General features: G+C 41.1%; 12 protein-coding genes. 10 read left to right on the plus strand and 2 right to left on the minus strand.

Translation table 11 applies throughout. From position 1 onward, the window contains the following. From atpF to BN3912_RS12630, 8 genes are all read left to right on the plus strand, one after another. Complete coding sequence (gene atpF / locus BN3912_RS06310; protein ID WP_023983156.1) at positions 1-519, plus strand: F0F1 ATP synthase subunit B; 519 nt, start codon at positions 1-3, stop codon at positions 517-519. A gap of 10 nt (positions 520-529) precedes the next feature. Continuing rightward, positions 530-1066 carry a F0F1 ATP synthase subunit delta gene (locus tag BN3912_RS06315; RefSeq protein WP_023983155.1) on the plus strand — a complete coding sequence of 179 codons (537 nt, stop codon included), beginning with the start codon at positions 530-532 and terminating at the stop codon, positions 1064-1066. Between the two features lie 10 nt (positions 1067-1076). Next, the gene (atpA, locus tag BN3912_RS06320; protein ID WP_023983154.1) at positions 1077-2663 is read left to right on the plus strand and encodes a F0F1 ATP synthase subunit alpha; all 1587 of its coding nucleotides are present in this window, start codon (positions 1077-1079) and stop codon (positions 2661-2663) included. A gap of 6 nt (positions 2664-2669) precedes the next feature. Continuing rightward, positions 2670-3638, plus strand: a complete 969-nt coding sequence (locus BN3912_RS06325; RefSeq protein ID WP_023983153.1) for a F0F1 ATP synthase subunit gamma — start codon at positions 2670-2672, stop codon at positions 3636-3638. Positions 3639-4190: 552 nt separating this feature from the next. Continuing rightward, entirely contained in the window at positions 4191-5753 is a 1563-nt protein-coding gene (locus BN3912_RS06330) for a sensor histidine kinase (protein ID WP_004370597.1), read from the plus strand. A 41-nt stretch (positions 5754-5794) separates the two neighbouring features. After that, positions 5795-6493 (plus strand): response regulator transcription factor RprY, encoded by a 699-nt coding sequence (gene rprY / locus BN3912_RS06335; protein WP_004370596.1) that lies wholly within the window; start codon positions 5795-5797, stop codon positions 6491-6493. A 635-nt stretch (positions 6494-7128) separates the two neighbouring features. After that, the gene (locus tag BN3912_RS12175; RefSeq protein WP_023983151.1) at positions 7129-7290 is read left to right on the plus strand and encodes a hypothetical protein; all 162 of its coding nucleotides are present in this window, start codon (positions 7129-7131) and stop codon (positions 7288-7290) included. A 4-nt stretch (positions 7291-7294) separates the two neighbouring features. Next, entirely contained in the window at positions 7295-7486 is a 192-nt protein-coding gene (locus BN3912_RS12630) for a RagB/SusD family nutrient uptake outer membrane protein (RefSeq protein ID WP_036858925.1), read from the plus strand. Positions 7487-7853: 367 nt separating this feature from the next. Here the strand turns inward: BN3912_RS12630 and glgP are convergent, their stop codons facing one another. Next, positions 7854-10415: an alpha-glucan family phosphorylase gene (gene glgP / locus BN3912_RS06345; RefSeq protein WP_023983150.1), complete on the minus strand. Its 2562-nt coding sequence runs from the start codon at positions 10413-10415 to the stop codon at positions 7854-7856. Positions 10416-10441: 26 nt separating this feature from the next. Then, a complete protein-coding gene (locus tag BN3912_RS06350) occupies positions 10442-12097 on the minus strand; it encodes a glycogen/starch synthase (RefSeq protein WP_023983149.1) in 1656 nt (551 codons plus the stop codon). Positions 12098-12231: 134 nt separating this feature from the next. On the opposite strand from BN3912_RS06350, the gene BN3912_RS06355 reads away from it, so the two are divergent. Together BN3912_RS06355 and pheT are read left to right on the plus strand one after the other, a co-directional pair. Beyond that, complete coding sequence (locus BN3912_RS06355) at positions 12232-12660, plus strand: hypothetical protein (protein ID WP_023983148.1); 429 nt, start codon at positions 12232-12234, stop codon at positions 12658-12660. A 229-nt stretch (positions 12661-12889) separates the two neighbouring features. After that, on the plus strand, positions 12890-15355 hold the full coding sequence (gene pheT / locus BN3912_RS06360) for a phenylalanine--tRNA ligase subunit beta (RefSeq protein WP_064972275.1): 2466 nt from the start codon (positions 12890-12892) through the stop codon (positions 15353-15355). Positions 15356-15385 lie beyond the last annotated feature (30 nt).

A 15385-nucleotide genomic window follows, 5' to 3' on the forward strand; every position in this document is an offset into this window, starting at 1 on the left:
ATGAATAATTTCCCATCAATATTAACGCCAGATTTCGGACTGCTGTTTTGGATGTTCTTGGCGTTCTTGGTGGTTTTTGGTGTCCTTGCTAAATTCGGGTTCCCCGCTATTATTAAGATGGTGGAGGGGCGTAAGCAATATATAGATGATAGCCTGCGCAAGGCACATGAAGCCTCGGAACGTCTTGATAATATTAAACAGGAGGGAGATGCTATATTGCAAGAAGCACGTGAGAAACAGGCCCAAGTCATAAATGAAGCTGCCGTAACTCGTGATGCTATAGTCGAGAAGGCACAGGTAAAGGCACATGAAGAAAGTGCTCGTATAATATCAGATGCCAAGGCGCAAATCGAAAATGATAAGCAGAATGCTGTTCGGGATATTAGAACTCAGGTGGCTGAGCTTAGTATTCAAATAGCAGAAAATATCTTACGCGAAAAATTATCCTCAAATGATATGCAAATGGAAATGATTGATCGACTGTTAGATGACGTTTCTAAAAGCAAAAATAAAGATTAAATTGTAGTTTATGAATTTAGGTGTAATATCAGTTCGATATGCCCGTGCCCTTCTCAAATGTGCAGTTATGGAAAAGCGGGAAGACGAACTCTATCATGAGATGCAATATCTGATGGCGAGTTATGTCGAAGTGCCTGAACTGAGAATTACGATAGATAATCCTATTCTCTCAAAGAGTAAGAAGCAGATGTTACTTGAAACAGCTTGTGGTAATACTGCCAATCCGTTAACAAGGAAGTTTATCGCTCTTATATTGAGTGAGGATAGGGAGTATGCTTTGCAATTCATAGCTGCATCGTATATTACTCTTTACAGGAAAGATAAAAATATCACTCTCGGAAAACTTGTCACTGCTACTGCTGTAGATGCTGTTACAGAACAGAAAATGAAGCAGATGGTCGAAAGCAAAACTCATGGAACTGTAAAGTTTAATACGGAAGTAGAGCCTGATATCATTGGTGGATTTATCTTAGAATATGATACATATCGGTTGGATGCCAGTGTAAAGACTAAACTTCGCCGTATTCTAACAGAATTTAAGAAATAAAATAAATAAAATGTCAGATAAAATAAAACCAAGTGAAGTGTCTGAGGTATTGCTTCAGCGGCTCCGACAGATTAACGAAAGAGAACATTTTGAAGAAATTGGTACAGTGCTGACTGTCAGTGATGGTGTCGCTCGTATTTATGGACTTCGCAATGCCGAGGCGAATGAACTCCTTGAATTCGAGAATGGTACGATGGCTATTGTGATGAACTTGGAGGAAGATAATGTCGGTTGTGTGCTTCTCGGTTCTACTACAGGTATCAAAGAAGGACTGTCGGTAAAACGTACTCACCGAATTGCTTCTATCCGCGTTAATGATAACTTCCTCGGACGTGTCGTTAATCCTTTGGGACAGGCTATTGATGGATCAGGAGATATTGACATTACAGACGCATTTGAAATGCCTCTTGATAGGAAAGCACCCGGTGTCATCTATCGTCAACCAGTAAAAGAACCTTTACAGACAGGTCTAAAGGCTGTAGACTCTATGATTCCTATAGGTCGTGGACAACGAGAGCTTATCATTGGTGACCGTCAGACGGGAAAGACTGCAATTGCGGTTGACACTATTATTAATCAGAAAAGTTTTTATGAGGCAGGAAAGCCTGTGTATTGTATTTATGTTGCAATCGGACAGAAAGCATCTACCGTTGCTGCACTTGTGCAGACACTTAAAGAGCATGGGGCTATGCCTTATACGATTATTGTAAGTGCAACGGCTGCCGATCCTGCAGCCATGCAGTATTATGCTCCGTTTGCAGGAGCGGCCATCGGTGAATATTTCCGTGACAGAGGATATTCTGCCCTTGTTGTATACGATGATCTTAGTAAGCAGGCTGTTGCTTATCGAGAAGTTTCATTAATTCTCCGACGTCCATCTGGGCGCGAAGCATATCCCGGCGATGTGTTCTATCTTCACTCCCGTTTACTTGAACGTGCAGCACGTATAAACGATCAGCAGGAAGTTGCAGAGCAAATGAATGATCTGCCGGAATGTATGAAAGGGCATGTAAAAGGCGGAGGTTCATTAACTGCTCTCCCGATTATCGAAACGCAGGCTGGAGATGTTTCCGCATATATCCCGACCAATGTAATTTCTATTACAGATGGGCAGATTTATCTGGAGACTAATCTCTTTAATGAAGGCTTCCGTCCGGCTATCAATGTAGGTATATCCGTCTCTCGTGTTGGAGGTTCTGCGCAGATAAAAAGCATGAAGAAGGTTGCCGGAACACTGAAAATAGATCAAGCACAGTACCGTGAACTGGAGGCTTTCTCCAAATTCTCAAGCGATATGGATCCTGTAACGGCGATGACGATTGATCGTGGGCGGAAGAATAACCAGCTTCTTATTCAGCCTCAATATACACCAATGCCGGTGGGTGAACAGGTTGCTATTCTGTATTGTGGAGTTCATGGACTGATGCAAAGCGTGCCAGTCGATCAAGTAAGAAAATGCCAAGATACATTCCTTGATAAGATGCGTACATCGCATCCGGATGTTATTGAGATGTTGGCAAACGGACAACTTACCGATGAAGTGACGGCCACGATAGAAAACACTATGGCCGATATAGCTGGACAATATAAAGCTTGATAGCCTATGCCATCATTAAAAGAGATCAAAACACGTATAGCGTCTGTCAATAGTACACGTAAAATAACGAGTGCTATGAAGATGGTGGCATCGTCTAAATTGCATCATGCTCAGATCGCCATTCAAAATATGCTTCCTTATGAAAATTTGTTGGAGCATATTCTTAAGGCATTTCTTGCAAGCAGACAGGAAGCCGAAAGCTCATTTGAGATCGGACATAAGGACGTTAAGAAAGTGGTGCTTATGGTATTCTCTTCTAACAGCTCTCTTTGCGGAGGATTTAATAGCAATATTATCAAGGTGATGCAGCAAACTGTTGGTGAATATAAACAGCAAGGCATTGATGATATTACTATTTATCCTATAGGAAGAAAGATTGCCGAAAAAGCGGTAAGACTCGGGTTACGATGTGTCGGTAACTTTACTGAGCTTGCCGAAAAACCGGATGCAAAGCAATGTGCTGAAATTTCCAAGGAGTTATCTGCAAAGTTTTTGAAAGGAGAAGTTGATAAGGTAGAAATGATTTATCATCATTTTAAGAGTGCCGGTTCTCAGGTATTAACAAGAAAATGTTTCTTACCGATAGATTTATCTACAGAGATCGGTTCAGATAACGATCGTGATTTGAGTTCAAATATGGCGACTGCTAAGGCACAGGAATATCTACGTAAGAAGAAACAGAAAGAACAATCGAATGCCGAAGAGGTGAAACCATTGAATGATGACTTTATTGTAGAGCCAAATCTTGAGATAGTATTGAAGACTTTAACTCCGAAATTGCTCAACTTAATGGTGTATACCGCATTGTTGGACAGTAATGCAAGCGAACATGCTGCACGCATGGTAGCAATGCAGACGGCAACAGATAATGCGGATGAATTATTGCGTGATTTGAGTTTACAATATAACAAGAGTAGGCAACAGGCTATTACAAACGAATTGCTTGATATTGTCGGAGGAAGTGTCAATAATTAACGATATATTTTAAAATCAAGTTTACGCAGGAGATGAGACTATGTTTGCCTCTCTCCTGCTTTTGTTTTGTGCCTTAATAAATGTATACAGTTTAAGAAAAACATATTATGGATTAGCATCTATATACATGAATTCAGTGAATATCGAGAAGTCTTTATATACAGTTTTATGTTGATCTAATTTCTCTGTCATAGAGTTGCAGAGTATGTAATCTGTTGATTACAGGGAAATTAATGCCTGATTGATGCTGATGACAAGAAAGCAAAATGTTGTGTACATACAGTTTTAAATAGGAAATTAGTTTATCTCTTACTCTTGCAAAAACCTTAATAAGGTGAAGTAAGAATACATATTTTTGTTATTTATTATTTTATCCCGCTCGTGTTGCCCTTCAATAAATCTATTGTTTCTTTTTATGAATACACTCACATCTTTTACCATTGTGCATATATACGAATGTAAAACGGCACATAATGTTAATATTGTTAAATTTTATATGTTTGTTTAACATGGTTGTGTTAATGAGTTAAGAGATTCGTTATCTTTGCTGACATGAAGAAGAAAACGATTTGGATTATATCGATTATAATGGGATTTTCTTTCCTTGCATTGCTATTTTTGCAATTGAAATATATTCGCGAAATGACAAATATGAAGAAAGAACAATTCGATGAGTCTGTGAACCGTGCGCTTTATCAGGCTGCACGTAATTTGGAACTCAATGAAACTTTACGCTATCTTGAGAAGGATGTAAACGAAACAGAACGCAAAGCCTTCCGACAAGACTCTATTGGCACGAGATCGGGGCAACCTGATGGTACTATTCAACAGTCTCATCAATATTCCGTTGCAGGTAATGATGGAACGGTCTATTCATCATTCGAGTTGAAAACAATAACAACGAAACCGTCTCAAATGCCTAAAGCGATGATCCTACATAACGATAAAAATTCATTGTCAGAGGCTTCCAAGTCGTTACAGGAAATCGTTAAAAATCGCTATGTTTATCAAAAGGCATTGCTCGATGAGGTAGTATACTCCATATTATATTCAGCTTCAGAAAAACCATTAAAGGAAAGAGTCAACTTTAAATTGCTCGATCAGGATTTGAAAGCGGAGCTGATGAATAACGGAATTAATATACCTTACCACTTTACTGTAAGCACACAAGACGGGCGAGAAGTCTATAGATGTCCGGATTATTCTGATGATGGAGAAGAATATACCTATTCTCAAGTGCTCTTTCGCAACGATCCACAGTCGAATATGGGAGTTGTCAAGATACATTTTCCGGAGATGAACGAGTACATATTCTCTTCTGTGCGGTTCCTTATACCGGCAGTTGTGTTTACTTTCGTGCTCTTGGTAACGTTTGTTTTCACGATAGTTATCATCTTTAGGCAAAAGAGATATACAGAAATCAAAAACGATTTTATCAATAACATGACTCATGAATTAAAAACACCTATAGCAAGTATATCGCTTGCAGCCCAGATGCTTAATGATAAGTCGGTTAGCAAGAGCGAGGCAATGATGGCACATCTCGGTGGAGTGATCAACGATGAGTCCAAACGTTTGCGTTTCCTTGTTGAGAAAGTATTGCAGATGTCAATGTTCGACCGCAAGAAAGCGGTGTTCAAAAAGAAACGTCTCGACCTGAATGAGATTGTGGAGAATATAGCTAACTCTTTCACATTGCGCGTAGAGCATACGGGAGGAAAGATTTATACTGATATAGGTGCCATCGATTCTACTATCTATGTGGATGAAATGCACTTCCAAAATGTGATATTTAATTTGATGGATAATGCCGTAAAATATAGAAAACAAGATAAGCCTATCGATATCTATCTGAAGACATGGAATGATAACGATTATCTATATTTGTCAGTTCGCGATACAGGACTTGGCATCAAAAAAGAAAATTTGAAGCGTATATTCGAAAAGTTCTACCGTGTGCATACGGGTAATGTGCACGATGCAAAGGGCTTCGGGCTTGGTTTGGCTTATGTAAAGAAGATTATTGATCTGCATAATGGCGAAATTCGTGTAGACAGTGAGTTCGGAAAAGGTACGGAATTTACAATCAAACTTCCTGTTATTAAGGAAGACTGATTATGCTGATAAGAATTATTAATATATAAACATTAAAAATTATGGAAGATAAGTTGAAAATTTTATTGTGCGAAGATGATGAAAATTTAGGTATGTTACTTCGCGAATATTTACAGGCAAAGGACTATACGGCAGTATTATGTCCTGATGGTGAAGTTGGTTATAAGGAATTCTTGAAGAGTAAGTTCGACATTTGTGTACTCGATGTAATGATGCCTAAGAAAGATGGCTTTACATTAGCACAGGAAATCCGCCAAGCTAATGCAGAGATACCTATTATTTTCCTTACGGCTAAAACATTGAAAGAAGATATCCTTGAAGGATTTAAAATCGGGGCAGACGATTACATTACCAAGCCATTTTCTATGGAAGAATTGGTTTTACGTATAGAGGCAATCCTGCGTCGTGTGCGCGGAAAGAAGAATAAAGAGTCTACGCTTTACCATATCGGGCGCTTTACATTCGACACACAGAAGCAGTTACTTTCTATCGGAGATAAGCAGACAAAGCTCACAACAAAGGAGAATGAACTGCTCGCTCTGTTGTGTGCTCATGCCAATGAAATACTGCAAAGAGATTTTGCACTGAAAACGATATGGATAGATGACAACTATTTCAATGCTCGTTCTATGGATGTATATATCACGAAGTTACGCAAACATCTGAAAGACGATGATCAAATCGAAATCATTAATATCCATGGCAAGGGTTATAAACTGATTACTCCCGAGGGAGAATAAATTTCTGATACAGATAGGGCATGTAAAGCATGTTGCAACAGTTTGCTGATAAAGAACGGTTGCGATATGTTTTACATGCTTTTTTGTTATTTTGAACAAGATATTATATACTTTCGGTGGATAATGAAAATAAGGAAGCATGAAAATGTTGTTTTGATATTGTTATAACCCACAGTATGTTTATTGTTCATATATGATTATCCTAATGCTGATAGAGGCTGTATATGGCGTGATTAGGAGTTATGTATATCATCTCAAGACATATTTCAATTAGGTTTTTTCATTGTAATATATCCATAAATTTTATTTTTTATGCCTTTATTTATTGGCAGAACTATTTGATAGATTTAAATCATGTAAAAACATCAGAAATCCGTTTTACATTTAATATTTTGCAAGAAAAAGTTTGGATTTCTAACTAAAATTAATTATTTTTGCGACCATCCAATGGCTATTCTTTATTTTGTTACAATCCAATATTATACTGGTATCGTGAAACTACAATAATTTATTGAAAAACTATTACTTAGACCTGTTTGGCGTAGTTTGATAAACTATTGCCTGATAAATTGATATAAAGACCTGACAATTCATTAGTCAATGAACCATATAATAATTTTATAACTTGAAAACAGATGAAAAGTAAATTTTGTTATTGGCAAAGGCAACTTTTGATGCTTTTGTTGTTGTTCGAATCAAGCCTGATAACACTGCAGGCTAAATTGCTAAATAACGGCGGGCCCACTACTGTAAAAGAGTGGAATACCGACAAAATGTTGCAGATGGAAGATTGCTGAAAAGGTGCTCCAACATAAAGAAAAAGCATGGGACATTACGGGAAAAACAGCTGATGCGTACTATAAATTAACGGAGATGAATGATGGGACGTATATAGACAGGTCTAAATTTACAGCTCCAAAGAGTTATTGGTTTGCTATTCCTATCGATCAGATGCAGATAGATCCCAATCTGGTGCAAAATCCCGGTTATTGATAGTAAAGTTTTTGTATGCGTTATTTGGGGAAAATAGTAATATGTGTGCCGGATAGGTTGCGATTTACCGGAAAAACATGCTATAGATAAGTCCGATAGGTTGCATTTCTGTTGCAGATAAGATATATGTGTACCGCGACAGAATGGGTGCTCTCAATCGTCAACCTCCGTAGTTCATGATGTCAACCTCCGTGGTTCACGATGTCAACCTCCGTAGTTCACGATGTCAACCTCCGTGGTTCATGGCGTCAACCTCCGTAGTTCACACCGTGATATAATAATAGTAAAATGCAATATACGAAAAACGCACCAAAGATATTTCCGTGTCTTTGGTGCATTTTTTATATGTTTATACGGATATCTCCGATTATTCAAGCCATTTTACATAGCAAAAATCTTGCCTATGGGGTAGGTTCTTATTTTTCGGATACATACGTACGCATGTGCGGAAAGCACCAGCCTCGTCCGGTTCTATTACAGCTTCAAAAGTGTAATTGTTGCCATCGTGCGCCACGACTTCAAAAGGATGTATGCTGAATATTTCGCGTTCATCGCCGCTTTGCTCGTTTTTCAGCGTTACAAGTTCCAATCCTATAGCGTCATCCAATCCCTGTTCGTCGATTACGTATTGCATTTTATACTTGACACCGGTCTCACCACCTTTCTCAAGTAGTCCTGTCTGTTTGGAAACAACGTGTATTCCATCCCAACGCTCTGCAACGGTCTCTTTCCATAAAGCAATTTCTTTGGCCAGCTGATAGTCTTTTGCAGCGAGTTTCTCAAAGCGTTTTGCTTCTTTCGTATAGAACTTTGTGTAGTAATCATCCAGCTGTCGTTTCATCGTATAATGAGGTGCGATGGTTGCTATAGAGTTCTTAACGACTTTGATCCAGTTCTCGCTATAGCCTTTCTTGTTCTTCTTATAGTACATCGGAATGATGTCGTTTTCGAGAAGCGAGTAGATGGTTGCGGCATCGAGCTGGTCTTGGTATTCTTGATTTTGATAGGTACGTTTCTGCGGAAGTGCCCAACCGGCGTTTTCGCGATAGCCTTCTACCCACCATCCATCGAGAACCGACAGGTTTACAACGCCGTTCATCTCGGCTTTCTCGCCGGATGTACCCGATGCTTCGAGCGGGCGTGTGGGCGTATTCATCCAGATGTCCACGCCCGAAACGAGGCGTCTTGCCAATTGCATATCATAGTCTTCGAGGAATATAATCTTCCCCAAAAACTCTGGCCGCTGGCTTATTTCAAAAATCTTCTTAATGAGTCCTTGTCCTGCACCGTCCGCAGGATGGGCTTTACCGGAGAAGAAGAACAGTACAGGATGCTCCGGATCGTTTACTATCTTTGACAGACGATCGAGATCAGTGAACAAAAGATGGGCACGCTTATACGTGGCAAAGCGACGGCAGAAGCCTATCATCAATGCATTGGGGTTAATGCGTTCCATAATAGATACGACTTTCGAAGGATCACCTTGGTTCTTCAGCCAGCTTTCGGTGAACTTCTCACGTATGTGTTTGATAAGTTTTTCTTTTAATGCCATACGTGTCTTCCATATTTCCTCGTCGGAAACATCGTAGATGGCGTGCCATATCTCTTCGTTACTTTGGTCTTTTATGAAGTTAGGGGCGAAGTATTTATCGTACAATTTTCTCCACTCTGTGGCCGTCCATGTGGGGAAGTGTACGCCGTTCGTTACGTAGCCGACATGATTTTCTTCGGGATAATACCCGTTCCATATCGACGCAAACATCTTCTGACTTACCCATCCGTGGAGCTTGCTAACACCGTTTACCTCCTGACAAGTGTTACATGCGAAGATACTCATGCAGAACCTTTCGTTGTGATCTTCAGGGTTTTGGCGTCCCATACCTATGAACTCATCCCATGTGATGCCGAGTCTTGCAGGATAGCCGCCCATGTATTTACCGAAAAGAGTCTCGTCGAAATAGTCGTGACCGGCAGGTACGGGGGTATGAACAGTATAGAGAGACGAAGCACGCACCAACTCCATAGCCTGATTGAACGACAGGCCTCCATCTATATAATCGCAGAGTCGCTGCAGGTTGCAGAGGGCGGCATGGCCTTCGTTACAATGGTATATCTGTTTGGTTATGCCCAGTTTCTTCAATGTCAATATACCGCCGATGCCGAGAAGTATCTCTTGTTTCAGCCTATTTTCCCAATCACCGCCGTAAAGGGAGTGGGTGATAGGTCTGTCGAACTCGGAGTTCATCTCATTGTCTGTATCGAGTAAATACAGTTTGATGCGCCCTACGTTTACGCGCCATATATAAGCATGGACCAGATAATTCAGATACGGAACGTCTACAACGACGGGATTACCGTTCTCGTCCAGTTGACGTTCGATCGGCAACGAGCTGAAGTTCTGCGCTTCGTATTTAGCTATTTGCTGACCATCCATGCTTAACGACTGTGTGAAGTATCCGTAACGATAAAGAAAACCAACCGCACACATATCCACGTTACTATCTGATGCTTCTTTCAGATAGTCGCCCGCAAGCATACCGAGCCCGCCTGAATAAATCTTCAGAACCTGATTTAGTCCATATTCCATGCTGAAATAAGCCACGGAGGGGCGCTTCTTATCGGGTTCTACATCCATATATGTACGGAAATCCGTATATACTTTATTTATATTCTTCATCACAACCTTGTCTTTTACAAGCGCCATCTTGCGGTCGTAACTGAGACGTTCCAATAACAGAACAGGGTTGTGTCCAACCTCTTCATAAAGTTTCTCATCCAAACTTTTAAATAGGTTTCGGGCTTCATAGTTCCATGCCCACCACATATTATGGGCTAACTCGTCCAAACACTTCATCTCCTCCGGAAGCCTCGACTTGATAGTCATGCTTTTCCATTGGGGAGCATTAGCGTAATCGGCTTTAATTTTCATAAAAAATGTTTTTGTTTATTTGTTATTTATTTTCTTCTTTCTGCACGCCTTAATGCAAAGTCGTATGCGGCGTAATAATATTCGATAAAGTTCTCCCACAGTGCCTTTTTTGATAATTTGTCGGCATTGCTCCGTGCCTTTTTTATTTCAGTATCGCCGAAAGCAGTATATTTGATAACAGTTTCTTTGATTTGTTCGGCTACTTCGTAGTAGTTATCATCGGTGCGATGTATTACTTTTACGCCGTCTTCTATCTCGCTGTAAGCCCCTTTAACAGAGTTGGCCCACAGGCCGAAACCGGCAAGATCCGTGGTTATGCAAGGCACTTTGAATGCGATAGATTCTAAAGGTGTGTATCCCCAAGGCTCGTAATACGAGGGATAGATGCACAAATCGTTACCCAATATAATGTCATAATAAGACATGTTGGCAATACCATCGTCTCCGGTAAGATAGCAAGGCATGAATACAATTTTCACTTTGCAGTCTTTTTTATTCTGCATGTCGAGATGCTTCATCATGCCCAATACATTGTCGTTATCCATGTTATGGAGCCAATGCGTCAGCATTGAATAGGGGAGAGGCGTATCGTATTGTTTACCACTTCCCAACCTTTCAATAAGGTCTTGCCGCGGTTCGCTCACCCACGCCGGAACATCAATGAATGCCAAAACATCTTTATTAAGTTCGTTTGTCTGCGAAAGACGGTTCATAGATTCTATGAAAACGTCTATTCCTTTGTTCCTAAATTCGTAGCGTCCGCTTGTTGATATGATTAAAGTATCATCGTTTAAATTGGTTCCCATCAGCGCATTGGCAATCGAAAGCATACGTTTTCGTGCTGCTTTTCGTTTGGCAGTAAAGGCATTTCCCTTAGGAACAAAGCTGTCTTCAAAACCGTTTGGCAATACAAAGTCGACGGGCTTGTCGAGCAATTCTTTACATTCGTTGGCTGTAATATCGCTTACCGTGGTAAAGCAGTCTACATGCTTGGCTGTCTGTTTCTCAATAGAATGCTTACTTTGCATATTGAGTTCGGCCGCCATTTGGTCGCCGTTATAAGCAAAAAGGTATTTGTAAAGCGGCTTATTGTTACCGGCTATGCTACGCCCAATGCTGGTTGCATGAGTAGTGAAGACTGTGGCTATTTGCGGAAGTTCATGGCGCAAGTAGAGTAATCCCAAGCCTGTCATCCATTCATTCCCGTGATAAACAACCCGTTTAGTTTTGTCTAAATAATGATGATAGAAACTTTCTGCCACCTTAGCTGCTGCGTACGAAAACATCGAAGCCTCGTCGTAATCGCCGTAAGCGTGCAGGCTATCCACCTGATAGAATTCCCATAAGCGGGTATAAATATCGTTTTTTTGAGCAAAGAATGTGGAGAAATCTACGAGAATGGCTATCGGTTGGCCGGGTATATCCCACCGGCCTATCTTTAATTTTAGTCCTTCAGCAATGGCAGATTCCCGCCAATCGTGAAATAAAGATTTATCTTCCGTGAAATAAGGGCAACCTGTGTTTTTCCAACAATCGGGACCTATGAAAATAAGGTGGTCGTTCATCCGTTTACACAATGTTTCTGCCCTTGTAGAAAGAACGGTGTATATACCGCCTACTTTATTACATACTTCCCAACTTGCTTCAAAAATATAATCAGGAAACAATCTGTTTTTGCCCATATACAATTGATGATAATGTGGGCAAAGATAACATAAAATTCATAAAAACGCAATTTAAGCAGATATATTTTTATAAAAGTTCTTGTTTTCTTGATATAATCAAGTACCTTTGTATTAAATAATTAATCGAGATTATGAAGCAAATTATTTTAACGATAGCATTGTTTTTAATACCTTTATCGGGCTGCATGGCACAAACCGACGGTGTCTTTAAGGGTATTATATATAATAAGGAGTACAATGTATATCTGACAATTGATTTTTATGCTAATAACATAAAAGTGCCCGGACAAGAGTTTTTGGGCGAGATGGCCGGCTTCTTCGGCGATTATACAGACTCCCGGAAATGGTTCATTACCTCTGCTAAGTGTGTGAATAACCATTTTGCTGAGTTGAACTTAACGAATGATTATGGCAGTGAAGATTTTCATGCAACACTGACATTCAATGCCGACAGCACTTTTAGCTTTAAGCAAATAAGCGGCAGTTCCCTTAAAATAGCAAGAAACCGAAAGTGGGTTAAGTTGCCTAAGCAAATGATCTTTGTGCGACGGGATAAATAAGATATTTCGGAACATGGTATATCTACACTGCATAGATGTATTTTCTATCGGATATAGGTGGCGTGTCTATCATTGATAGATATGTAATCTTTTTACGGCAGAAAACGGATATAAGGTTTACAATTGTGCAAATCGGTTTCCGTAATGAACTTTCGTAAGATTATTTTTGCATAATGACGTTTTTTTCGTACTTTTGCAGCAATATTTCTGAACATAACAATAACGGCATATGAATATTTCTTATAAGTGGCTTAAGGAGTATGTAGACTTCGATTTAACTCCACAGGAAACGGCGGATGCTTTGACTTCTATCGGTCTTGAAGTAAACTCTCTCGAAGAGGTACAGACCGTGAAGGGAGGTCTGAAAGGATTGTTTGTCGGTAAAGTTCTTACCTGTGAGGCGCATCCCGATAGCGATCATCTTCATGTCACAACGGTGGATTTCGGTAAAGAAGAGCCGCAACAGATTGTTTGCGGAGCCCCGAACGTGGCCGCAGGGCAGAAAGTTATTGTTGCCGATCTGGGCTGTGTGCTCTATGAGGGGGATAATGAATTTACCATAAAGAAATCGCGTCTTCGCGGTGTAGACTCGTTCGGGATGATCTGTGCCGAAGACGAAATAGGCATAGGTACCGGACATGACGGAATTATCGTACTTCCGAGCGATGCTGTTGTGGGAACCCCGGCAGCAGAATATTATCATCTTGAAAGCGATTGGCTGATCGAAATAGATATTACAGCGAATCGGTCGGATGCATTAAGTCATTACGGCGTAGCACGCGATTTGTATGCATGGCTGTTGCAGAACGGTTATCGAACATCGTTACACCGACCGGATTGCAGTGCATTTAAAGTAGACAACGAGGCGCTGCCGATAGATGTTGAAATAGAAAATACCGATGCCTGCAAGCGTTATGCATGCGTTTCTATAACGGATTGCGAGGTAAAGGAAAGCCCTGAATGGCTACAAAATAAACTGCGCGTGATAGGTTTGCGCCCGATAAACAATATCGTAGATATTACCAATTATATTATGATGGCTTACGGACAGCCCATGCATTGTTTCGATGCCGACATGGTGAAAGGTAGGAAGATTGTCGTGCGGACGCAGCCCGAAGGAACAAAATTCGTAACTTTAGACGGTGAGGAACATGCGCTCGGATCACACGATTTAAGCATTTGCAATACCGAAGAGCCTATGTGCATAGCCGGAATATTCGGCGGGAAAGGCAGCGGAACGTATGATACGACCAAGAACGTGGTACTCGAGAGCGCTTATTTTCATCCTACGTGGATTCGTAAGAGCGCGCGCAGACATGGACTAAGCACCGATTCGAGCTATCGTTTCGAGCGCGGAATCGATCCCGATGGTACCGTTTATGCACTGAAACAGGCTGCCATTCTATGTAAAAAACTTGCGGGAGGAAAGATTTCCATGCAGATCAAAGACGTGTATCCCGAGCCGATTGCCGGCAGCAGAGTAATGCTTGAATACGATTATGTGGATAGATTGATTGGCAAAGCGATCGGTCATAATACGATAAAAAGCATTGTAACGAGCTTGGAAATGAAGATTGAAGCCGAGAAAGAAGACCGTAGCTTGGAACTTCTTGTGCCGGCTTATCGGGTGGATGTGCAGCGCCCTTGCGACGTTGTGGAAGATATTCTGCGCATTTATGGCTATAACAACGTTGAGATACCCGCACAGCTCAAGAACTCATTGACTGTTCAGGGGGAGGAAGACAAAGCCGATCACCTGCAAAATATTATTAGCGAACAGCTCGTGGGGTGCGGTTTCAGCGAGATATTGAATAACTCGTTGACGAAGACTTCTTATTACGCCGGGCTCAATCATTACACGGAAGAAAGCACGGTAAAGGTGATGAATCCGCTGAGCGCAGATCTCGGTGTGATGCGGCAGACATTACTTTTCGGCGGTTTGGAGAGTATCATGCGCAATGCGAACCGCAAGAATTCGAACCTGAAATTTTTCGAATTCGGCAACTGTTACCATTATGATAAGGACAAATGGACGGCCGATGAGCCGATTAAAGGCTATACGGAAGAATGCCACCTCGGACTTTGGGTAACAGGAAAGCGCGTAGAAGGATCGTGGGCGCATCCTGATGAAGTATCTTCTTTTTTTGAACTGAAGGCTTATGTGCAGAACGTTTTTGCCCGTTTAGGCATTGTGCCGGGCATGTATGTTGTGGAAAACAGCGACAACAACATCTTTTCAAAAGGTTTGGCGGTTAAAAACAGAGGCGGCAAGACGCTTGCCGAGATGGGCATCTTGAGCACAGAGTTGAAGAAGCGGACCGACATTTCCGGCAATGTATATTTTGCAGACATAAACTGGACGGCAGTTATGAAAGCCGTGCGCAAGCATAAGGTTGAGTTCGCAGAAATATCCAAGTACCCCGCCGTGAGTCGCGACTTGGCATTGCTGATAGACAAAGATGTGCAGTTCGAGCAGATAGACCGGCTGGCAAGACAGACCGAAAAGAAACTCCTGAAACGCGTAGAACTGTTCGATGTGTATGAAGGCAAGAATCTGCCCGCGGGCAAGAAGAGCTATGCCGTGAACTTTATTTTGCAGGACGAGCAGAAAACGCTTAACGACAAGCAGATCGATGCCATTATGAATAAACTCATAACGCAGCTCACCACGAAGCTCGGCGCACAATTGAGATAACAACATTTTAGAAACGACAAACAATTAAAA

This window comes from Prevotella phocaeensis (assembly GCF_900065875.1).
Lineage (GTDB): Bacteria > Bacteroidota > Bacteroidia > Bacteroidales > Bacteroidaceae > Prevotella > Prevotella phocaeensis.